Source organism: Variovorax sp. P1_H2 (assembly GCF_056405295.1).
Map to the genome: position 1 here is coordinate 1 of NZ_JBFUCJ010000080.1, position 21,505 is coordinate 21,505.

Genomic DNA, 21,505 nt, shown 5'->3' on the forward strand with positions numbered 1-21,505 from the left:
GTTGTCGGGAGCCCGCATCACGCTGCACCCGGGCCGTCTGACCGACATTCTGGGCCCCAACGGCGCGGGCAATTCAACGCTGCTGTCGGTGCTGGGCGGACAGCGCCGGCCGGATGGGGGACGGGTGCTGTTCGACGGCACACCGCTGGCGGCGCACAKGACCGAGGCCCTGGCACTGCGTCGCGCGCTCATGCCCCAGGAGACCGCGGTCGCCTTCGACTTCACTGCGCAGGAGATCGTCGCGCTGGGCCGCTTCCCGCATCGGCGCACGCCGAGCCGGAACGAAGACGCGATCATCGAAGGCGCCATGGCGCTCACCGACGTGACGGCGCTGGCACAGCGCGTGCTCAACACCCTGTCGGGCGGCGAGAAGGCTCGCGTGCAGATGGCACGTGCGCTGGCGCAGCTGTGGGCGCCCCGGCCCGACGGCAGCGCCCGCTGGCTGCTGCTGGACGAGCCGACCGCCGCGCTCGACCTGGCGCACCAGCATGCCGCGATGCGCCTGCTGCGCGAGTGGGCGGGGCAGGGCGTGGGCGTTGTCGCCGTGCTGCACGACCTCAACCTGGCCCGCCGCTATGCCGACGAGGTGGTGGTGCTGGTCGGCGGCGCCGGCGTCCACCAGGGGGCGGCAGCGGAGGTTCTGCAGCCGGCGCTGATCGAACGCGTCTGGGCCATGCCCTGCCAGCCGGTGAACGCCGCCGACGGCGTGGTGCAGTACCTGTTCGGCTGAGGGCAGGGCTCAATAGGTCAAACGCTCGGGCCTCAGCTCCTGCAGGATGGTGGTCGCGATCTCCTCGATCGACTTGGTGGTGGTCGACAGCCAGCGGATGCCGGCCCGCCGCATCATGGCTTCGGCCTCGCTGACCTCGTGGCGGCAACTCTCGAGGCTCGCATAGCGCGAGTTCGGGCGCCGCTCGTTGCGGATCTCGCTCAGGCGCTCGGGCTGGATCGTCAGGCCGAAGATCTTCTTGCGGTGCGGCATCAGCGCCGGCGGCAGTTGGCGGCGCTCGAAATCCTCGGGGATCAGCGGGTAGTTGGCGGCCTTCAGGCCGTGCTGCATGGCCAGATAGAGCGAGGTCGGCGTCTTGCCGCTGCGGCTGACCCCGACCAGGATCACGTCCGCCCCCTCGAGGTCGCGGTTGCTCTGGCCGTCGTCGTGCGCCAGGCTGAAATCGATGGCCTGGATCCGGGCGTCGTATTCCTTGCTCTTGCTGACGTCGCTGAAGCGGCCGATGCGATGGTTCGACTTCATGGCCAGCTCGATCTCGAGCGGCCGCACGAAGGTGCCGAACATGTCGAGCAGCATCCCCTTGCAACCGGTCTCGATGACTTCGAGCACCTCCATGTTCGCCAGCGTCGTGAAGACGATCGGCCGCAAGCCCTCGATTTCGGCCGTGTGGTTGATCTTCCGCACCGCCTGGTGGGCCTTGTCGACGGTGTCGGTGAAAGGCAGCCGCACGTGGCGGGGCTTCATCTCGAACTGGGCCAGGACGGCATTGCCGAAGGTCTCGGCGGTGATGCCGGTGCCGTCGGAAACGAAGAAAACTGTGCGTGTATGCATATTTTGGGGGCCTTGTCCTGCGGCAGGCCAAAGCCGGCCGCGCCTACAATCCGGCCCATTATCGGGAAAGCTGAACGCATTTCCCGGCCCAAATTTCAGCATGCACCTCCCGCCGATGCCCAGAGCAAGAAGAACGATCGCGTTGTGCCGTCCGCATGCAGCCACAGTTTCAACTTCTGGAGCTTTCCCATGTCTGACCTCTTCGAAGCGACCGCCCTGGTCGTACCGTTCGAACAACTGAGAATGACCGACGTCGAGTCGGTCGGCGGCAAGAACGCCAGTCTCGGCGAGATGATTTCCCAACTGCCGCAGGGCGTTCGCGTCCCGACCGGCTTCGCGACCACCGCCCACGCCTTCAGGCAGTTCCTGGCCCACGACGGCCTGGCCGACAAGATCAGCGCCCGCCTCGCCAGGCTGGACACCGAGGATGTCCGGGCCCTGGCCGTCGCCGGCGCCGAGATCCGCGCCATGGTCGAGGCCCAGCCCTTCCCGGCCGACCTGCAGAAGGCGATCACCGAGGCCTTCGCCACCCTGTCGGCCGGCAATCCGCAGGCCAGTTTCGCGGTCCGCTCCTCCGCCACCGCGGAAGACCTGCCCGACGCCTCCTTCGCGGGCCAGCAGGAGACCTTCCTGAACGTGGTTGGCATCGAGGACGTGCTGCACAAGATGAAGGAGGTCTTCGCCTCCCTCTACAACGACCGCGCGATCAGCTACCGGGTCCACAAGGGCTTCGCCCACGACGTGGTGGCGCTCTCGGCCGGCGTCCAGCGCATGGTGCGCAGCGACCTCGGCGCCGCCGGCGTGATGTTCACGATCGACACCGAATCGGGCTTCGAGGACGTGGTCTTCATCACTTCGAGCTACGGCCTCGGCGAGACCGTGGTGCAGGGCGCCGTGAACCCCGACGAGTTCTATGTCCACAAGCCGACGCTGCGCGCCGGCAAGCGCGCGGTGATCCGCCGCAACCTCGGCTCCAAGCTGATCCAGATGGAGTTCGCGACGGCCGCCGAGAAGGCCGCCAGCGGCAAGCTGGTGAAGACCACCGATGTGCCGACCGAGCAGCGCAATCGCTATTCGCTGAGCGACGCCGACGTCGAGCAGCTGGCGAAATACGCGCTGGTGATCGAGGAGCACTATGGCCGCCCGATGGACATCGAGTGGGGCAAGGACGGCACCGACGGGCAGCTCTACATCCTGCAGGCGCGCCCTGAAACCGTGAAGAGCCAGCAGCAGGGCAAGGCCGAGCAGCGCTACAAGCTGCTGGGCCGCGGCGCCATTCTGGCCGAGGGCCGCGCGATCGGCCAGAAGATCGGCACCGGCCCGGTGCGCCTGGTCCACAACATCAGCGAGATGGACAAGGTCCAGGCCGGCGACGTGCTCGTGACCGACATGACCGATCCCAACTGGGAGCCGGTGATGAAGCGCGCCGCCGCCATCGTCACCAACCGCGGCGGCCGCACCTGCCACGCGGCGATCATCGCGCGCGAACTCGGCATCCCGGCCGTGGTCGGCTGCGGCGACGCCACCGACCTCCTCAAGGACGGCACGCTGGTCACGGTCAGCTGCGCCGAGGGCGACACCGGCTTCATCTACGACGGCCTGCTCGAGACCGAGGTGACCGTGGTTCAGCGCGGCGAGATGCCCCCGGTCGATCTCAAGATCATGATGAACGTCGGCAATCCGCAGCTGGCCTTCGACTTCGCCCAGCTGCCGAACCACGGCGTGGGCCTGGCGCGGCTCGAGTTCATCATCAACAACAACATCGGCGTCCACCCGAAGGCGATCCTCGACTACCCGAACGTCGATGCCGACCTCAAGAAGGCGGTCGAGTCCGTGGCCCGGGGCCATGCCTCGCCGCGCGCCTTCTACGTCGACAAGGTGGCCGAAGGCATCGCCACCATCGGTGCGGCCTTCTGGCCCAAGCCGGTGATCGTTCGCCTGTCGGACTTCAAGTCGAACGAATACCGCAAGCTGATCGGCGGCAGCCGCTACGAGCCCGAGGAAGAGAACCCGATGCTGGGCTTCCGCGGCGCGGCGCGCTACCTGAGCGGCGAGTTCGGCGAGGCCTTCGCGATGGAGTGCGAGGCGCTCAAGCGCGTGCGCAACGAAATGGGCCTGACCAACGTGCAGATCATGGTGCCCTTCGTGCGCACCCTGGGCCAGGCCGAGCGCGTGACCACGCTGCTGGGCGAGCACGGCCTGAAGCGCGGCGAGAACGAACTCAAGCTGATCATGATGTGCGAGGTGCCGAGCAACGCGATCCTGCCGGAGGAGTTCCTGAAGTTCTTCGACGGCTTCTCGATCGGCTCGAACGACCTGACCCAGCTCACGCTGGGCCTGGACCGCGACTCCGGCCTGGAACTGCTGGCGGCCGACTTCGACGAGCGCGACCCGGCGGTCAAGGCGCTGCTGGCGAAGGTCATCAAGGCCTGCAAGGCCCAGGGCAAGTACGTCGGCATCTGCGGCCAGGGCCCCAGCGACCATCCGGACTTCGCGCTCTGGCTGGCGGAGCAGGGGATCGAGTCGATCTCGCTGAATCCCGACAGCGTGATCGAGACCTGGCAGCAACTGGCCAAGCGCTGAAGCTGCGCCTGACAGCGCGGCGGGGGCAGGGGTGTCACCGCCGCGCAACGACTTGCGTCACGGTTTTCGTGTAATCCTGGTGTCAGCTTGGTGTATTTGCAACCAAATGCATCTTTGGTGTCAAACTCCAGGCCAATCGGGGCGCGGTGGCGCACCAGGACCGTCTCCGGCCCGCTGGCGCTCCCAGACCTTGGCGTCGAGGAAACCCCATGATTCTTGTCAAGACCGAAGCCGGGCAGCGCGTTCTCAAGGACCGCTCCATCGCGCTGACGCCGCGTCAGCGCACCGCGTTCATCCTGTTCGATGGCAAGCGCAGCGTCAGCGAGGTGCTCGAAGGCGGGATGGGCGTGAGTCGCGAGGACATCGACCAGATGGTCGCGCAGGGCTTGCTGCAACGGGTCGGCGAGAGTGGGGCGCCTGCCGCTGCCGCTGCCGCACCCGATCGCACGGCGCCGCCGCTGTCGGCGCCAGCCGCCACTGCACCCGTGCCCGCCTCGGTGACGATGCCGCCGGCTGCGGCTCGCTCCGACCAGCAGCGCTACAAGGACGCCTACCCGATCGCCACCCAGCTGACCGGCAGCCTGGGCTTGCGCGGCTTCAGGCTCAACCTGTCGGTCGAGGGCAGCTCGACCTGCGAGCAATTGCTGGAGCTTTTTCCCAAGATCCAAGCCGCGGTCGGTCCCGAGAAGGCCGCTCCGCTCGAACGGGCGCTGCGCGGGAGCTGAGCCCCCACGGGCCTCGCTTCGCGTGGGCGCTGCCCCCAAGGGGGCGCATGCCGCCTCGGGGCTGCCCGGCGCCGGTCCGGGTGCTATAATTTACGGCTTTGCCTTGCCACACCACGTCTGACGCCGCGGGTGGCTCAACCCCTTTCCTCGAAAAACATCGGGGGAAATCCACAAGGAGTGCCAATGCGTCACTATGAAATCATTTTGCTGATCCACCCGGATCAGAGCGAACAGGTTCCGGCCATGCTGGAGCGCTACAAGGGCCTGATCACGGCCGGCGGCGGCAAGGTCCACCGCGTCGAAGACTGGGGCCGTCGCCAGCTGGCCTACCAGATCAACAAGCTGAACAAGGCGCACTACCTGTGCGTGAACATCGAGGCCGAGCAGACCGTCATGGCCGAACTCGAGCACGCGTTCAAGTTCAACGATGCCGTCCTGCGCCACCTCACCGTGGTCAAGAAGAAGGCCGACACCGGTCCTTCGTCGATGATGAAGACGGTCGAGCGCGAAGAGGCCCGCAAGGCCCAGCAGGCCGAATACGCTGCCAACAACGGATGATGTGAGTACTGCCGCGGTCAATCAGCTGCTGCTGACTGCCTGCGTCGCCGAACTCGGAGCCTTGCGTTACACGCCTGCCGGATTGCCCGCCATCGACCTGCGACTCGAACACGAGTCGACAGTGACCGAAGCGGCCCAGCCCCGACAGGTCAAGGCGGCCATCAAGGCCGTCGCCTTCGGCGCAGTGGCCGAGCGGCTCGCAAGACAGGAGCTGGGCAGTCTCTGGCGATTCCAGGGCTTCCTCGCGACACCGGGTACGGCCAAGCATCCCGTGCTTCACATTCAAGAATTTTGTTAATTCATCGCGGGACAGATCTTCAGCTCTGTCCTCGACTATTTAAATAGAGGTCCAAAAATGGCCACGTTCAAGAAATTCAACAAGGACAAGCGTCCGAAGCGCAACACCCAGTCGCTGCTGTTCAAGCGCAAGCGCTTCTGCCGCTTCACGGTCGCCGGCGTCGAAGAGATCGACTACAAGGACATCGACACCTTGCGCGACTTCATCAGCGAAAACGGCAAGATCATCCCGGCGCGCCTGACCGGCACGCGCGCGATCTACCAGCGCCAGCTCAACACCGCGATCAAGCGTGCGCGCTTCCTCGCGATGGTGCCGTACAGCGACCAACACCGCGTCTAAGGAGCGACACACCATGCAAGTCATTCTTCTGGACAAAGTCGTCAACCTCGGCGTCCTCGGCGAAATCGTCAAGGTCAAGGACGGCTACGCCCGCAACTTCCTGATCCCCTCGGGCCGCGCCCGCCGCGCCACCGAAGCCAACAAGGCCGAATTCGAAGCCAAGCGCGTCGAGCTCGAAAAGGCTGCGGCCGCCAAGCTGGCCGAATCGCAAGCCCAGGGCGAAAAGCTCGGCGGCACCACCGTCAAGCTGACCCAGAAGGCCGGCGTCGACGGCCGCCTGTTCGGCTCGGTCACCAACCACGACATCGCCGACGAGCTCAACAAGCAGGGCTACAAGGTCGCGAAGTCGCAGGTGCGCATGCCCAACGGCCCGATCAAGATCGTCGGCGACAGCACCGTCAGCGTCGCGCTGCACACCGACGTGGTGGTCGAGATCACCGTCACCGTGTACGGCGAGAGCGCCTGATCGTCCGACGCGCTTCACGCGCGTGAAAGAGCCGCCTTCGGGCGGCTTTTCTTTTTCCGGTCGGCCCGGTTGTCCCGCGCGCTGCACCGGAAGATCACTGCTTATTCACAGCCTTGTCCACGTGACGCCGCGCCCGGCCCGGCTTAGCATGCATGGTTGCAAGGAACTTCATGTCCGCACTCTTTTCCTACGCCGACAACGACCCGTCGTCCGACCGCCAGATCGCGCAACTGCGCATCCCGCCGCATTCGATCGAGGCCGAATCGAGCGTGCTGGGTGGCCTGCTGCTCGACAACGGCGCCTGGGACCGCATGGGCGACGTGGTGGTCGACGGCGACTTCTATCGCCATGAGCACAAGCTGATCTACGCCGCCATCGGCACGCTGATCAATGCCAGCAAGCCGGCCGACGTGATCACGGTCTAYGAGCAGCTGCAGAACCTCGGCAAGGCCGACGAGATCGGCGGCCTGGCCTACCTCAACTCGCTGGCGCAGTACGTGCCGAGCGCCAGCAATATCCGCCGCTACGCCGAGATCGTGCGCGAGCGCTCGATCCTGCGCAAACTGGTGAGCGCCAGCGACGAGATCGCGACCAACGCCTTCAACACGCAGGGCAAGGCGGTCGACAAGATCCTCGACGAGGCCGAGCAGAAGATCTTCAACATCGGCGAGGAAGGCTCGCGCATGAAGCAGGGCTTCCAGGGCATGGACTCCCTGGTGGTCGAACTGCTCGACCGCGTGACCGAGATGGCCGAGAACCCGAACGACATCACGGGCGTGCGCACCGGCTTCTACGAGTTCGACAAGATGACCTCGGGCCTGCAGCCGGGCGACATGATCGTGCTGGCTGCCCGGCCGTCGATGGGCAAGACCTCGCTGGCGATCAACATCGCCGAGCACGTGGCGCTCAACGAAGGCCTGCCGGTGGCGGTGTTCTCGATGGAAATGGGTGCCTCGCAGCTGGCGGTGCGCATCGTCGGCTCGATCGGCCGCATCGACCAGGGCCACCTGCGCACCGGCAAGCTGACCGACGAGGAATGGCCGCGCCTGACCGAAGCCATCGAGAAGCTGCGCAACGTGTCGCTGCACATCGACGAGACGCCCGGTCTCACCACCAGCGAGCTGCGCGCCAATGCGCGCCGGCTGGCGCGCCAGTACGGCAAGCTCGGGCTGATCGTGGTCGACTACCTTCAGCTCATGAGCGTGTCGAGCAGCATGAACGACGAGAATCGCGCGACCGCGGTCGGCGAAATCTCGCGCGGCCTGAAGATGCTGGCCAAGGAACTCAAGTGCCCGGTGATTGCGCTGTCGCAGTTGAGCCGCGGCGTCGAGAGCCGGACCGACAAGCGCCCGATGATGAGCGACCTGCGCGAGTCCGGCGCGATCGAGCAGGATGCCGACATCATCATGTTCATCTACCGCGACGACTACTACGACAAGAACAGCAAGGAGCCCGGCGTCGCCGAGGTGATCATCAGCAAGCACCGCAACGGCCCGACCGGCACCGTCAAGCTGGCCTTCCTGAAGCCGCTGACCAAGTTCGAGAACCTCGCCGGCGGCAACGACTTCTAGGCCGGCGCCGGGCCGCCCCAAGGCGGCCTGCGGCCCCCCCGGGGGGCAGCGACCACACGAAGTGAGGGAGCGTGGGGGCGATCCAGGCCGGCGCCGGGCCGCCCCAAGGCGGCCTGCGGCCCCCCCGGGGGGCAGCGACCACACGMAGTGAGGGAGCGTGGGGGCTCAGGCCGGCGCCGGGCCGCCCCAAGGCGGCCTGCGGCCCCCTCGGGGGGCAGCGACCACACGCAGTGAGGGAGCGTGGGGGCCATCTAGCGCGTTCCCGCAGTGTCGGCGTCGGCCTTGAGCTGGCGCAGCATGTCGGCCAGGGTCTTGCCGGGCTCGTCCCTGAAGCGCTCCGGCAGCACTTCGATCTGGTCGATGCGGTCGAGCCGGAAACCGCGAAAGTCGTCGCGCAGCTCGCACCAGGCCGAGAAGGTCCAGACCTTGCCCCAGTAGAAGCAGCCCAGCGGCCGCACCGTGCGCTGGCTGGCGGCGCCGGCGACGTCGCGGTAGTCCATGCGCAGCTTGTGGCGCGATTGCACGGCCTCGCGCAAGGTCTGCAGGCGCTCGCGCGTGCCGGCGTCGAGCACATAGGCCGGGGCGTAGAGCGCCAGGCTTTCGGCCGACACCCGGGCCGCCGGCGGCAGCACCGACAAGATCTTGCCGAGCGCTGATTCGATGTCGCGCGCCATCGCGGCATCGACCCAGCTCTGCGCCAGCCGCGCCGACGCCACCAGTGCGGCCGCTTCGTCCTGCGTGAACATCAGCGGCGGCAGGTCGAAGCCGGCGCCGAGGCGGTAGCCGACGCCGGCCTCGCCCTCGACCGGTACGCCCTGGCGCTGCAGGTCGGCGACATCGCGGTAGACCGTGCGCTCCGACACCTCGAGCCGCCGCGCGAGAAAGGCGGCCGTGGTGAGACGGCGCCCGCGAATGATCTGGACGATCTGGAACAGGCGGTCGGCACGGCGCATCGAACGAGCTTAACGCTGCCGAGATCCCTTACAGGACCCCGATATGGATCGCCACCTCTTCGGGCCCGCTGTAGGCCTCGAAGTCGCTGCGATAGCGGCGCTGGATCTCCGGATGGGCGTCGAAGTAGGCCCAGATCGTGTCCCAGAGGTCGATCACCATTTGCGGCATCTGTCCTTTCGCGCTGAAGACCAGGTAGTCGCCGCCTTCGATGCGCACGCTCGCGGGCCCGTCGGCCACCGCAACGCCGGTCGTGATGTCGAAGGCGCCGTGGACGTCGGCCTCATAGCCCGAGTAGACGCCGTAAAGCCGCATGTCGTCGACCCGGTGTGGCGTCTTTTCATAGATCCGCTCGCCGAAGAAGCGGTCCCACAGGGTGCCGATGCGCGCGGCCTGGGGATCGCTCTCGTCGCGGTTCGTCGTGCGCGCCGTGAGTCCGGCAACCTTGAAGGGGTCGAGGCGTTGAAGTTGGGGTTGCATGATCTTCTCCATCGTCGGGTTCAAAGGCCGAGGCCTTGGCGATCGGCGTTCATGGCGGCGGCGATCAGGTTGAAATCGTGGTCGTTGACCTCGAGGATGCCGAAGCGGAACTTGCTGCCCCAATGCTTCGGATCTTCGACGAAATCGAACTGGTCGATCAGCGGCACGATGGGCGCCTCGCGGGCCGCGGCATAGCGTACGTCGCGCCGCCACGGCACGAAGCCATTGCCCATGTCGGCCTCGTAGGGGGCATCGCCCTGCACGACACCGATCGAAACGAAGCTCTGCAGCCTGTCGGCCACGCCGAGCTCGGTGGTCGGGGCGTAGTAGGCCACGCGGTCGCCGGCCTTGATGCGCTTGAGGGGGGCCAGCTTGCCGTGTCCGACCTGCATGAAGCCGCCCGTGGCGTTGTCGCGCCCGCGGCGCGCATGTTCCGCGCTGGCGATCGCGATCCAGTTCCTGTGCGTCAGGGTGCTCATGGTTTCAAGCCAGGGCGTGCAGTCCGACTTCGTTGCCTTCGGTGTCGCGCAGAACGGCGAAAGATCCCATGTCCGCCGGCAGCGCGGTCTTCGGTGTCACGATCTGCCCGCCTGCCGCGGCGACGCGAGACAGCGCCGCGTCGATGCTCGGCATGCAGTCGAGATAGATGCGGACGCCGCTGCCAGCCGCGGCGGCGCGCGGGCTGCCGGCCACCAGGCAGCCGCCGGTGGCGGGCTGCTCGTAGGGAAAGATCGCCATCGGCTCGCCGCCCATGTCTTCGCGCTTCAGCGCGCGGCCGAGCACCTTCTCGTAGAAGGCCTGCGCCCGGTCCAGGTTGGCGACGGGGATCTCGAACCAGTTGATGGTGGTGTTCATGGGGTTTTCCTCGGTCAGTGAATGAGGCCTCCATGCTGCGCCGGCCCTGCTGACACCGTGTTGTCAGCAGCCTTCAGCAGGACATCAAAAAGGCCCGCGCGCAGCGCAGGCCCGTTCGTGTAACACCGCGGAACCGGCTTTGCCGGGCCGCTGGTGTTGCCCCCGGAAGGGGGTGGGCGCCCCGACACGAAGTGCGGGGCAACCTGGGGGCGAGCAACAGTCACACCGCGGAACCGGCTTTGCCGGGCCGCTCGAGCTACAAGACTTCGCTGGCGAAGTCGGCGAGTCGCGAGCGTTCGCCGCGCGCCAGCGTGATGTGACCGCTGTGCGGCCAGCCCTTGAACTTGTCGACCGCGAAGGTGAGGCCGGAAGACCCCTCGGTGAGGTAGGGCGTGTCGATCTGCGCCAGGTTGCCCATGCAGATGATCTTGGTGCCCGGGCCCGCGCGTGTCACCAGCGTCTTCATCTGCTTGGGCGTCAGGTTCTGGGCCTCGTCGATGATCACGTACTTGTTCAGGAAGGTGCGCCCGCGCATGAAGTTCATGCTCTTGATCTTGATGCGGCTGCGGATCAGCTCGTTGGTCGCCGCGCGGCCCCATTCGCCGGCACCGCCGCCGTCGCCCTTGGCCAGGAACTCGAGGTTGTCGTCGAGTGCCCCCATCCACGGACCCATCTTCTCTTCCTCGGTGCCGGGCAGGAAGCCGATGTCCTCGCCCACGCTGACGGTCGCGCGGGTCATGATGATCTCGGTGTAGCGGCGGTCGTCGAGTACCTGCGTCAGGCCCGAGGCCAGCGCCATCAGCGTCTTGCCGGTGCCGGCCGTGCCGGTCAGCGTGACGAAGTCGACGTCCGGATCCATCAGCAGGTTCATCGCGAAGTTCTGCTCGCGGTTGCGGGTGTTCACGCCCCACACCGCGTTCTTGACCGAGCCGTAGTCCTTGAGCGTCTTGAGCACCGCGGTTTTGTCGCGGATCTCGGTCACGCGCGCATACATGCTGGGCTCGCCGGGCGCCTCGAAAAACACGAACTGGTTGATGTAGAGGTTCGGCACGATCGGGCCGCTGACGCGGTAGAAGGTGCTGCTGCCGCTCTGCCAGCTCTCGACCGTCTTGCTCTGGCGGGTCCAGAAATCGGCCGGCAGGGCCAGCGTGCCCGCATAGAGCAGGTCGCCGTCCTCCAAGGTCTTGTCGTTCTGGTAGTCGTCGGCCGCGAGCCCGAGCGCGCGCGCCTTGACGCGCATGTTGATGTCCTTCGACACCAGCACCACCTCCTGCTTCGGCCGACCGGGCGCATCCTGGGCATAGAGCTCGCGCAGCGCTTGCACGACGCCGAGGATCTGGTTGTCGGCCTTGCCCTGCGGCAGGCTGGTCGGCAGCGTGTAGTCGAGCGGCGCGGTCTGGAAGAACAGCTTGCCGCCGGCCTCGCGATGGCCCGTCGTGTCCAGCTTCAGGCCCTTGCCGATGTCGGCACCCTGCGCGCCCGCCAGCGCATCGAGCGTTCGGCTGGTCTGGCGTCCGTTGCGCGCGACTTCGGTGGTGCCTTTCTTGTGGCCGTCGAGCTCTTCCAGCACGATCATCGGCAGGAAGATGTCGTGTTCCTCGAAGCGGAACAGGCACATCGGATCGTGCAGCAGCACGTTGGTGTCGAGCACGAAGAGCTTGGGCGGGCCGTTCGACTTGCTGCGCTTGGGGCGCGGCGCCGCCTGCGGCGCCGGGGCGGGCGCCGGGACCCTGGCGCGCGTCTCGACCTGGATGGCCGGCTCCGGGGCCGGGCGTGCAGGCGCCTTGGCCTTGGGCGGCGGCGCTGCCGGCTCGATCGCGCCGCCGGCTTCGGCGGCGTGGCGGTCGAACAATTCGAGCGGCTGGGGTCCGTTCGAGCCGCTTTGCTCAGTCCTGCGGTCGGACGAGCGGCGGCCGCTGCGTCCGTTCGAGAAGCGGGCGGGCGCGTCGTGCGCGTCCGGCGAAAGCAGTGCAGCGCGTTTCGTGGGGGCGGGAGGCAGGGGCATGAGAGGTGTCGCTCGCAAAAAGAAGGGGGCCAGAAAGCGAAAAAGCCGCCTGAAGACCAGGGCGGCTTTTTTCGGTGGATGCGGTCGTGGAGCTCAACGGCATGAGGCCATTATGCACATCGCACGTGACGCAACCGGTGATCGTTGCGCTTCGCCAACGCGAACGCGCAAAACCACACGAATTCAGGCTTCAGGCGGATTTCTTGAGCGCCTTGACCGCCTTCAGGACGTCGTCGACATGTCCCGGGACCTTGAGGCCGCGCCATTCGGCCTTCAGGACGCCGTCGGCGCCGATCAGGAAGGTGCTGCGCTCGATGCCCTTGACCTTCTTGCCGTACATGATCTTGTTCTTGACCACACCGAACATGTGGCACATCTTTTCTTCGGTGTCGGCGATCAGCTCGAAAGGAAGTTCGAGCTTTGCCTTGAATTCGTCGTGCGACTTCATGTTGTCGCGCGAAACGCCGAACACCGTGGCACCGGCCTTCTCGAAATCCTTGTAGCGGTCGCGGAATTGCATCGCTTCGGTGGTACAGCCGGGGGTATTGTCTTTGGGGTAGAAATACATGACCAGCACGTGGCCGAGATGAGAAGTGTTAGAAACCTTCAGGCCGCCGGTCGCATTGGCGTCGAATTCGGGAATGGGTTTGTTGACAACGATCGCCATGAAACTTGTTTTCTCCGTTTGATTCCATGCCCGACCCGGTCGAAGTCTGTCGGGAGCATGGAGGATTGGTCGTTGCTAACTGAGGGCGGGCCGCCGGTTCGCAACCCGCGATTTTACCCCGAAATAGCTCCTATTGGCCTGCAGGTTTCTCGATCAGGAGGGCTGCGAGCACATGGCGGCCCTCGCTCGCGAGAATGTTGTAGGTGCGGCAGGCCGCGGGCGTGTCCATGGTCTCGACGCCTGTGCGCTGCGCCATCAGGGGTTGGAGCCAGGCCGGCTGCGGGAAGCGGATGCGCTTGCCGCTGCCGAAAATGATCAATTCGGCGCCGAGTTCTGCCAATTTTGCGAAATGTTCCGCCCCGAGCTGGCCGAAGTCGCGGGCGTCCCACTCGAAACGCTCCCCGCGGGAGCCGACCACGACGCTGGATTCGACCCGTTCGTTGTTGATGGCGACCCAGCCCGGGCCGTGCGCAGTGAGGGTCTGGACGTCGGATTTGTCAGGCTGGAGCTTCATCGGGGACGGGGTTGAAATGTGGTCAAATTATAGGTTTTCCCCTGCGCAGACCCCCTTGGAGGGACTTTGAAACCGCTCAAGAAATCGGCCAAGCTGGCCAATGTGCTCTACGACATCCGCGGGCCGATCATGGACGCCGCCAAGCAGATGGAGGAAGAGGGCCAGAAGATCATCAAGCTGAACATCGGCAACCTGGCCGTGTTCGGCTTCGATGCGCCCGAAGAGGTGCAGCAGGACATGATCCGCAACCTGCCGGCCTCGGCCGGCTATTCGGACAGCAAGGGCATCTTCGCGGCGCGCAAGGCGGTGATGCACGAGACCCAGAAGCAGGGCATCGCGGGCGTCACGCTCGACGACATCTACCTCGGCAACGGCGCCAGCGAACTGATCGCGATGGCCACCAACGCGCTGCTCAACGACGGCGACGAGTTGCTGGTGCCGATGCCCGACTATCCGCTGTGGACCGCGGTGGCCAGCCTTTCGGGCGGCCGGCCGGTGCACTACCTGTGCGAGGAGGACAACGGCTGGATGCCGAGCCTGGACGACATCCGGGCCAAGATCACGTCGCGCACCAAGGGCATCGTGGTCATCAACCCGAACAACCCCACCGGCGCGCTGTACTCGGACGATTTGCTCAAGGGCATCGTCACGATCGCGCGTGAGCACGGCCTGGTGATCTTCGCGGACGAGGTCTACGACAAGGTGCTGTACGACGGCGTGAAGCACACCGCGATCGCCAGCCTGTCGAAGGACGTGCTCACGCTGACCTTCAACTCGCTGTCCAAGAGCTACCGTTCCTGCGGCTACCGCTCCGGCTGGCTGGTGGTGTCGGGCGACAAGAAGATGGCCCGCGACTACATCGAGGGCCTCAACATGCTGTCGAACATGCGGCTGTGCGCCAACGTGCCGGGCCAGTGGGCGATCCAGACCGCACTGGGCGGCTACCAGAGCATCAACGACCTGGTCCATCCGGGCGGGCGCCTGCGCCGGCAACGCGACCTGGCTTACGAGCTGATCACCGCGATCCCGGGCGTCAGCTGCGTCAAGCCGAGCGCGGCGCTCTACATGTTCCCGAAGCTCGATCCGAAGGTCTATCCGATCGAGGACGACCGGCAGTTCTTCCTCGAGCTGCTGAAGGAGACCAAGGTGATGCTGGTGCAGGGCACGGGCTTCAACTGGGCTACGCCCGACCATTTCCGCATCGTGTTCCTGCCGCACGAAGAGGATCTGCGCGAGGCGGTGGACCGCATCGCCGGCTTCCTCGAACGCTATCGAAACCGGGGCGCCTGAGCCCCATTTGCTCCAGAAGACGAATCGAATGAACCCCATCCAAGTTGGCCTGCTCGGCATCGGCACGGTCGGTAGCGGTACTTTCCAGGTGCTGCGGCGCAACCAGGAAGAAATCAAGCGCCGCGCCGGCCGCGGCATCGAGATCACCATGGTCGCGGACCTCGACACGGCACGCGCGAAGGCCGTGGTCGGCGAGGGCGTGCAGGTGGTCGCCGACGCCCGCGCCGTGATCGCCAATCCCGAGATCGACATCGTGGTCGAGCTGATCGGCGGCTATGGCATTGCGAAACAGCTGGTGCTCGAGGCGATCGCCGCCGGCAAGCACGTGGTCACGGCCAACAAGGCGTTGCTCGCGGTGCACGGCACCGAGATCTTCGCGGCCGCGCATGCCAAGGGCGTGATGGTGGCCTTCGAGGCTGCGGTGGCCGGCGGCATCCCGATCATCAAGGCGCTGCGCGAGGGCCTCACGGCCAATTCGATCCAGTGGATCGCCGGCATCATCAATGGCACCACCAACTTCATCCTGTCSGAGATGCGCGACAARGGCCTSGACTTCGACACCGTGCTGAAGGAGGCGCAGCGCCTGGGCTACGCCGAGGCCGACCCGACCTTCGACATCGAGGGCGTCGACGCCGCGCACAAGGTGACGCTGATGAGCGCGATCGCCTTCGGCATCCCGGTGCAGTTCGACCGCGCGCACGTCGAGGGCATCACGAAGCTGGCGGCGCAGGACATCAAGTACGCCGAGCAGCTCGGCTACCGCATCAAGCTGCTCGGCATCACCAAGCGCAAGGCGCAGGGCATCGAGCTGCGGGTGCATCCGTCGCTGGTGCCGTCCAAGCGCCTGCTCGCCAACGTCGAGGGCGCGATGAATGCGGTGGTGGTCAACGGCGATGCCGTCGGCACCACGCTCTACTACGGCAAGGGCGCCGGCAGCGAGCCGACCGCCAGCGCCGTGATCGCCGACCTGGTCGACATCACGCGCCTGCACACCGCCGACGCGGCCCACCGCGTGCCGCACCTGGCCTTCCACCCGGACGCGATGAGCGACCTGAAGGTGCTGCCGATGGCCGAGGTCGTGACCAGCTATTACCTGCGCTTGCGCGTGGCCGACGAGGCCGGCGTGCTGGCCAAGGTGACCGGCCTGCTGGCCGGTGCCGGCATCAGCATCGACGCCGTGCTGCAGCGCGAAGCCGACGAAGTCGGCGGCGAGGGCTCGACCCAGACCGACCTCATCATCCTCACGCACGACACCCGCGAGGGCACGCTCGACGACGCCCTGGCCCAGCTGCAGGCACTGCCGACCGTGCTGGCGCCGATCGTGCGCATCCGCAAGGAAGAGCTGTCCTGATGCGCTACCTGTCCACGCGCGGTCACCCCGATCGCCGCCGCTTCTGCGACATCCTGCTCGAAGGCCTGGCGCCCGATGGCGGGCTCTACCTGCCCGAGCAGTACCCCCAGGTCGACGCCGCCACGCTCAAGAAATGGCGCGCCCTGCCATACGCCGAACTGGCATTCGAGATTCTCTCGCTCTACATCGACGACATTCCGCCGGCCGATCTGAAGGCGATCTGCGCGCGCACCTACACCGCCGAGGTGTTCGGCAGCGACGAGATCGTGCCGCTGCGCGAACTCGAGGACGGCGTCTACCTCGAAGCCCTGTCGAACGGCCCCACGCTGGCCTTCAAGGACATGGCGATGCAACTGCTGGGCAACCTGTTCGAGTACGAGCTGGGCCGCCGCGGCGAGCAGCTCAACATCCTCGGCGCCACCAGCGGCGACACCGGCAGCGCAGCCGAGTACGCGATGCGCGGCAAGAAGGGCGTACGGGTCTTCATGACTTCGCCCGACGGCCGCATGAGCCCGTTCCAGCAGGCCCAGATGTTCAGCCTGCAGGACGCGAACATTCACAACATCGCGATCAGCGGTGTGTTCGACGACTGCCAGGACATCGTCAAGGCGGTGTCGAACGATCTCGGCTTCAAGCGCAAGTACAAGATCGGCACGGTCAACTCGATCAACTGGGCGCGTTTGCTGGCCCAGGTCGTCTACTACTTCGCCGGCTACTTCCAGGCGACATCGGCCCCCACGCTCGGCACTGGCGTGTCCTCGCCGCCCCCCGAGGGGGCTCTTTCATCTTGGGGCGGCCCGGCGATGAAAGGCTTCAACGACAGGCAGGTCAGCTTCACCGTGCCCTCGGGCAACTTCGGCAACGTCTGCGCCGGCCATGTGGCCCGCATGATGGGCCTGCCGATCCGCACGCTGGTGGTGGCGACCAACGAGAACGACGTGCTCGACGAATTCTTCCGCACCGGCGTCTACCGCGTGCGTGCGGCCGCCGACACGCACGAGACCTCGAGCCCCTCGATGGACATCTCGAAGGCCAGCAACTTCGAGCGCTTCGTGTTCGACCTGGTGGGGCGTGACGGCGCCAGGACGCGCGCGCTGTTCGAGGGCGAGCTGGGCCGCGGCGGCCGCTTCGACCTCGGCGCCGACCCGGTCTTCGCGGAGGCCGCGACCCGCTTCGGTTTCGCCAGCAGCCGCAGCACCCATGCCGACCGGCTGGCGACCATCCGCGACACCGACAAGCGTTTCGCGACGCTGATCGACACCCACACCGCCGACGGCCTGAAGGCGGCCCGCGAACACCTCGCGCCTGGCGTGCCGATGATCGTGCTCGAGACCGCGCTGCCGATCAAGTTCGCCGAGACCATCGTCGAGGCGCTCGGCCACGAGCCGGAGCGTCCCGCGCGCTTCGAGGGCATCGAGGCGCTGCCGAAGCGCGTCGTCAAGCTGCCGGCCGATGCCGAGGCGGTCAAGGCCTACATCGCACAAAACTGTGGCTGAGGGGCCCCCACGCTCGTCACTTCGTGTGCTCGCTGCCCCCCGAGGGGGCGCAGGCCGGCTTGGGGCGGCCCGGCGCCGGCCTGAGCGGGCAGGCCGCGCATGAAAGTCATCGGCTTCGCCGGCTATTCGGGCGCGGGCAAGACCACGCTGGTCGAGCAGCTGATCCCCGTGCTCAAGCTGCATGGGCAGCGGGTTTCGGTGGTCAAGCATGCGCACCACAAGTTCGACATCGACCATCCGGGCAAGGACACCTTCCGCCATCGCGAGGCCGGTGCTTTCGAGGTGGTGGTGGCCTCCGACAAGCGGCTGGCGCTGATCCGCGAGTTCGAGCAACCGACGCAGCTCGAGGTGCACGACCTCATCGCCGAGCTCGACCCGGGCGTCGACTGGGTGCTGGTCGAGGGCTTCAAGCACAGCGACCTGTGCAAGATCGAGATCTGGCGCACCCCCGCCGAGGGCGAGGCCGCGCGGCCGGCACGCTACATCGAGGATGCCTTCATCGTCGGCATCGCGACCGACGATCCGGCGGGCCTGCCGCGGCCGACCGGGCTGCCGATCTTTGACCTCGACGACGTCGATGGCATCGGCGACTGGCTGCTGCGCCACGGCGATCGTTTCGACTACAAGGTGGAGCACCATGGCTAGCATTTCCAACCGTCCGTCCCTGATGCCGCTCGACGAGGCGCTGGCGAAGCTGCTCGCCGCCGCCACGCCGGCCGTGGGCAGCGAGAGCGTCTCGACCTTCGAGGCCGACGGCCGGGTGCTGGCGCAGGACGTGGTGTCGGCCCTCACCGTGCCGCCGCGCGACAACAGTTCGATGGACGGCTATGCGGTGCGCAGCGCCGACTGTGCGGCACCCGGCGCAGTGCTGCGGGTGGCGCAGCGGATTCCGGCCGGCAGCGTGGGCACGGCGCTCGCCGCGGGCACGGCCGCGCGCATCTTCACCGGCGCCCAGATCCCCGCCGGCGCGGATGCGGTGGTGATGCAGGAGGACACGGCCGCGCTGCCCGAGGAGGGCAGTCTGGGCAGCGTGCGCATCGGGATCGCGCCGGCGGCGGGCCAGTGGATCCGCCGTGCCGGCGAGGACGTGGCGTCCGGCGACGTGGTCCTGTCGCGCGGCGAACGGCTCACGCCGGCCGGCCTCGGCCTGGCGGCCAGCGTCGGCCTCGATCGGCTGCAGGTCTCGAAGCGGCCGAGAGTCGCGCTGCTGTCGACCGGCGACGAACTCGTGATGCCCGGCGAGGTGGCGCCGGAGGCCATGAAACCGGGCTCGATCTACAACTCCAACCGCTTCTTCATGCGGTCCCTGCTGCTGCGGCTGGGCTGCGAGGTGAGCGACCTGGGCATCGTGCCGGACCGGCGCGAGGCCACCATCGACGCGCTGCGCACGGCCTCGCTCGGCAACGACCTGATCATCACCACCGGCGGCGTGTCGGTCGGCGAGGAAGACCACATCAAGGCCGCGGTCCAGCACCTGGGCCAGCTCGACCTCTGGTCGCTGTCGATGAAGCCGGGCAAGCCCTTCGCCTATGGCCGGATCGGCGATGCGCACCTGACCGGCCTGCCCGGCAATCCGGTGTCGAGCTTCCTGACCTTCCTGCTGCTGGTGCGCCCCTTCCTGCTGACCCTGCAGGGCGCCAAGCGCGTGGCGCCCGAGCCGATCGCGATGCGGGCCGACTTCGACTGGCCGCGAGCCGACCGGCGGCGCGAGTTCCTGCGCGCCCGGCGCAACGCGGCCGGCGGGCTCGATGTGTTCGGCAACCAGAGCTCCGGCGTGCTGACCTCGATGGTGTGGGGCGACGGCGTGATCGACACGCCGGCCGGCCAGCCCTTCAAGGCCGGCGACATGGTGCAGTTCATTCCCTTCGCTTCGCTGCTGGGCTGATCATGAAAGTCAATGTCCGCTACTTTGCCTCGGTGCGCGAGGCGCTCGGGACCGGCAGCGAGACCGTCGAGACGGCCGCGACCGACCTCGGCGCCTTGCGCGACGAACTGATCGCGCGCGGCGAACCCCATGCCAGCGCGCTGGCCCGGGGCCGGGCCGTGCGCATGGCGCTCGACCAGATCATGAGCGGCGAAGGCGCCTCGCTGCGCGAGGGCAGCGAGGTCGCCTTCTTCCCGCCGGTCACAGGCGGTTGAGTGCTTCCAGCGCCGCGAGCAGGCGCGCGCGCCGCTCGGGCGTGACGCGCGTCATCGGCGAGCGCAATTCGTCCCGCATCCATCCCTCGGCGGCCAATGCCGCCTTCAGCGGGCCCGGGTTCGGATCCGAGAACAGGGCCTCGATCAAGGGCAGCAGCGGCTGCCACGCGGTGCGAGCCTCTGCCAGCCGACCCGCGCCCAGCAACTGGAGCATCCGCACGAAGTGCTCCGTGCGCAGGTGCGCGCTGGCGGCGATCGCGCCGGCGCCGCCTTCGGCCGCCGTGGCGAACATCTGCGCGTCCTCGCCCGCCAGCACCTGCAACCGGCCGTCGGCGATCAGCGCGCGGGTCTTGGCCATGTCGCCGCCGCAGTCCTTGATGCCGCGGATGCGCGGATGGGCCGCCAGCGCCAGCAGCGTCTCGCGCTCGATCGCGACGCCGGTACGGTAGGGAATGTCGTAGACCAGCAGCGGCACCGCGCTGGCGTCGGCGATGGCGCCGAACCATTCGACCAGACCCGCTTGCGAGGGCCGGATGTAGCTCGGCGCCGGCACCAGCAGGCCGGCCAGGCCGCAGGCCGACAGTTTGCGGACCCAGGCCAGCGTCTTGCCCAGGTGGTAGCCCGAGAGGCCCATGATGCGGGGCAGCGAGGGGGCTGCCTGGGCGACGGTGGCCAGCACCGCCAGTTGCTCGTCCTCGTCGAGCGCGGCCGCCTCGCCGGTCGAGCCGCAGACAACGAAGCCCGCGATGCCGGTCGGCGCCAGCCGCGCGGCCAGCGCCGCCAGCGCGGCATGGTCGACCGCGTGGCTGCGGAACGGCGTCACGAGCGGGATCCAGAGGCCCGAGAAATCGGGGGAGGGTGAATGAGCGTCTTGCACGCAGGGTCCTTTCAGGAATCGACCGATGGAGGAAACCACCGTCGAATGCGCGCACGCCACCCACTCCGGCACCGGGCCTTGCGTTCCGTCGCTCATCCGACGACGGAACCGTAGCTCCGGTCAGACGAGCTCGGGTTTTTTGGATTTGCCCTGCAGGCGCGTGCGGGCCGCTTCTTCAAGAGAAGCAAGGCGGTGTCGCAGGGCGCTGGAAGGCATCGCGCGAGTGTATCGCGGTGCCACAATCCGGTCATGACTGCCGCCCGTGTTTCGATCCAGAAAGAAGACTTCGACCTGCAGCAGGAGATTGCCGCGTTGCGCTCCGGCGACGCCCGGGTCGGCGCGGTCTGCAGCTTCATCGGCACGGTGCGCGACCGCAACGACGGCAGCGCAGTCGCGTCGATGGAGCTCGAGCACTACCCCGGCATGACCGAGAAGGCGATCGAGGCCATGATCGACGAGGCCCGCCGGCGCTTCGACATCCTCGGCGCCCGCGTGATCCATCGCGTCGGACTGCTGCAGCCGCAGGACCAGATCATGATGGTGGCCGTGACCTCGGCGCACCGCGGCGAGAGCTTCCAGGCCTGCGAGTTCCTGATGGACTACCTGAAGACCCAGGCGCCGTTCTGGAAGAAAGAGCAGACGCCCGAGGGCGCCCGCTGGGTCGATGCCCGCGCCACCGACGACGAGGCGATGACGCGCTGGGGCATCACGGTAAACAACGCCTGACCCCGAGCCAGCCGGTACCCCGGCCGCGCGCAGCGCGCCGCCTTCGTGGGCTG

Annotated in this window: 24 protein-coding genes; 15 read left to right on the forward strand and 9 right to left on the reverse strand. The window is 67.2% G+C overall.

The features are described 5' to 3' along the window. The first annotated feature begins 1 nt into the window (after position 1). A complete protein-coding gene (locus AC1D2E_RS23700) occupies positions 2–730 on the forward strand; it encodes a heme ABC transporter ATP-binding protein (protein ID WP_478199667.1) in 729 nt (242 codons plus the stop codon). Between the two features lie 9 nt (positions 731–739). Here AC1D2E_RS23700 and ppsR read toward each other — a convergent pair whose 3' ends face one another. Further along, positions 740–1,561 carry a posphoenolpyruvate synthetase regulatory kinase/phosphorylase PpsR gene (gene ppsR, locus AC1D2E_RS23705; protein WP_478171902.1) on the reverse strand — a complete coding sequence of 274 codons (822 nt, stop codon included), beginning with the start codon at positions 1,559–1,561 and terminating at the stop codon, positions 740–742. Positions 1,562–1,750: 189 nt separating this feature from the next. On the opposite strand from ppsR, the gene ppsA reads away from it, so the two are divergent. The 7 genes from ppsA to dnaB all read left to right on the forward strand — a co-directional run bounded on the left by ppsA (position 1,751) and on the right by dnaB (position 8,101). Further along, on the forward strand, positions 1,751–4,144 hold the full coding sequence (gene ppsA, locus AC1D2E_RS23710; RefSeq protein ID WP_478199668.1) for a phosphoenolpyruvate synthase: 2,394 nt from the start codon (positions 1,751–1,753) through the stop codon (positions 4,142–4,144). A gap of 209 nt (positions 4,145–4,353) precedes the next feature. After that, a complete protein-coding gene (locus tag AC1D2E_RS23715) occupies positions 4,354–4,869 on the forward strand; it encodes a hypothetical protein (protein WP_478199669.1) in 516 nt (171 codons plus the stop codon). Positions 4,870–5,052: 183 nt separating this feature from the next. Then, positions 5,053–5,427: a 30S ribosomal protein S6 gene (rpsF, locus tag AC1D2E_RS23720; protein WP_478171899.1), complete on the forward strand. Its 375-nt coding sequence runs from the start codon at positions 5,053–5,055 to the stop codon at positions 5,425–5,427. 1 nt (position 5,428) lies between these two features. Further along, the gene (priB, locus tag AC1D2E_RS23725) at positions 5,429–5,725 is read left to right on the forward strand and encodes a primosomal replication protein N (protein ID WP_478199670.1); all 297 of its coding nucleotides are present in this window, start codon (positions 5,429–5,431) and stop codon (positions 5,723–5,725) included. A 57-nt stretch (positions 5,726–5,782) separates the two neighbouring features. Next, positions 5,783–6,064, forward strand: coding sequence for a 30S ribosomal protein S18 (rpsR, locus tag AC1D2E_RS23730; protein ID WP_007830781.1), 282 nt, complete (start codon positions 5,783–5,785; stop codon positions 6,062–6,064). A 13-nt stretch (positions 6,065–6,077) separates the two neighbouring features. Further along, positions 6,078–6,530: a 50S ribosomal protein L9 gene (gene rplI, locus AC1D2E_RS23735; protein ID WP_478199671.1), complete on the forward strand. Its 453-nt coding sequence runs from the start codon at positions 6,078–6,080 to the stop codon at positions 6,528–6,530. 170 nt (positions 6,531–6,700) lie between these two features. Then, complete coding sequence (dnaB, locus tag AC1D2E_RS23740; protein WP_286367287.1) at positions 6,701–8,101, forward strand: replicative DNA helicase; 1,401 nt, start codon at positions 6,701–6,703, stop codon at positions 8,099–8,101. Between the two features lie 251 nt (positions 8,102–8,352). Here dnaB and AC1D2E_RS23745 read toward each other — a convergent pair whose 3' ends face one another. From AC1D2E_RS23745 to AC1D2E_RS23775, 7 genes are all read right to left on the reverse strand, one after another. Next, a complete protein-coding gene (locus tag AC1D2E_RS23745) occupies positions 8,353–9,054 on the reverse strand; it encodes a helix-turn-helix transcriptional regulator (protein ID WP_478199672.1) in 702 nt (233 codons plus the stop codon). A 28-nt stretch (positions 9,055–9,082) separates the two neighbouring features. Further along, positions 9,083–9,532, reverse strand: coding sequence for a GyrI-like domain-containing protein (locus AC1D2E_RS23750; RefSeq protein ID WP_478199673.1), 450 nt, complete (start codon positions 9,530–9,532; stop codon positions 9,083–9,085). A 20-nt stretch (positions 9,533–9,552) separates the two neighbouring features. Further along, a complete protein-coding gene (locus tag AC1D2E_RS23755) occupies positions 9,553–10,002 on the reverse strand; it encodes an EVE domain-containing protein (protein ID WP_478199692.1) in 450 nt (149 codons plus the stop codon). A 13-nt stretch (positions 10,003–10,015) separates the two neighbouring features. Then, entirely contained in the window at positions 10,016–10,387 is a 372-nt protein-coding gene (locus tag AC1D2E_RS23760; RefSeq protein WP_478171894.1) for a VOC family protein, read from the reverse strand. Between the two features lie 256 nt (positions 10,388–10,643). Beyond that, complete coding sequence (locus AC1D2E_RS23765) at positions 10,644–12,392, reverse strand: PhoH family protein (protein ID WP_478199674.1); 1,749 nt, start codon at positions 12,390–12,392, stop codon at positions 10,644–10,646. Between the two features lie 190 nt (positions 12,393–12,582). Then, positions 12,583–13,059 carry a peroxiredoxin gene (locus AC1D2E_RS23770; RefSeq protein WP_478122107.1) on the reverse strand — a complete coding sequence of 159 codons (477 nt, stop codon included), beginning with the start codon at positions 13,057–13,059 and terminating at the stop codon, positions 12,583–12,585. A gap of 130 nt (positions 13,060–13,189) precedes the next feature. Beyond that, positions 13,190–13,573, reverse strand: a complete 384-nt coding sequence (locus AC1D2E_RS23775; RefSeq protein WP_478199675.1) for an Mth938-like domain-containing protein — start codon at positions 13,571–13,573, stop codon at positions 13,190–13,192. 66 nt (positions 13,574–13,639) lie between these two features. Here AC1D2E_RS23775 and AC1D2E_RS23780 point away from each other — a divergent pair, with 66 nt between their 5' ends. The 6 genes from AC1D2E_RS23780 to AC1D2E_RS23805 all read left to right on the forward strand — a co-directional run bounded on the left by AC1D2E_RS23780 (position 13,640) and on the right by AC1D2E_RS23805 (position 19,849). Further along, positions 13,640–14,863 (forward strand): pyridoxal phosphate-dependent aminotransferase, encoded by a 1,224-nt coding sequence (locus AC1D2E_RS23780; RefSeq protein WP_478171891.1) that lies wholly within the window; start codon positions 13,640–13,642, stop codon positions 14,861–14,863. Between the two features lie 28 nt (positions 14,864–14,891). Beyond that, positions 14,892–16,214: a homoserine dehydrogenase gene (locus AC1D2E_RS23785; protein ID WP_478199676.1), complete on the forward strand. Its 1,323-nt coding sequence runs from the start codon at positions 14,892–14,894 to the stop codon at positions 16,212–16,214. Next, the gene (locus AC1D2E_RS23790; RefSeq protein WP_478199677.1) at positions 16,214–17,710 is read left to right on the forward strand and encodes a threonine synthase; all 1,497 of its coding nucleotides are present in this window, start codon (positions 16,214–16,216) and stop codon (positions 17,708–17,710) included. The genes AC1D2E_RS23785 and AC1D2E_RS23790 overlap by 1 nt, the downstream gene beginning before the upstream one ends. Before the next feature lie 99 nt (positions 17,711–17,809). Then, a complete protein-coding gene (gene mobB, locus AC1D2E_RS23795; RefSeq protein WP_478199678.1) occupies positions 17,810–18,355 on the forward strand; it encodes a molybdopterin-guanine dinucleotide biosynthesis protein B in 546 nt (181 codons plus the stop codon). Further along, entirely contained in the window at positions 18,348–19,595 is a 1,248-nt protein-coding gene (locus AC1D2E_RS23800; protein ID WP_478199679.1) for a molybdopterin molybdotransferase MoeA, read from the forward strand. Before mobB ends, AC1D2E_RS23800 begins: the two co-directional genes overlap by 8 nt. A gap of 2 nt (positions 19,596–19,597) precedes the next feature. Further along, a complete protein-coding gene (locus tag AC1D2E_RS23805) occupies positions 19,598–19,849 on the forward strand; it encodes a MoaD/ThiS family protein (RefSeq protein ID WP_478171886.1) in 252 nt (83 codons plus the stop codon). Here the strand turns inward: AC1D2E_RS23805 and dapA are convergent. Then, positions 19,836–20,726 carry a 4-hydroxy-tetrahydrodipicolinate synthase gene (gene dapA / locus AC1D2E_RS23810; protein ID WP_478199680.1) on the reverse strand — a complete coding sequence of 297 codons (891 nt, stop codon included), beginning with the start codon at positions 20,724–20,726 and terminating at the stop codon, positions 19,836–19,838. The genes AC1D2E_RS23805 and dapA overlap by 14 nt on opposite strands. A 249-nt stretch (positions 20,727–20,975) precedes the next feature. Between dapA and moaE the strand changes: the two genes are divergently transcribed. Next, positions 20,976–21,452 carry a molybdopterin synthase catalytic subunit MoaE gene (gene moaE, locus AC1D2E_RS23815; RefSeq protein ID WP_478199681.1) on the forward strand — a complete coding sequence of 159 codons (477 nt, stop codon included), beginning with the start codon at positions 20,976–20,978 and terminating at the stop codon, positions 21,450–21,452. Positions 21,453–21,505: the final 53 nt, after the last annotated feature.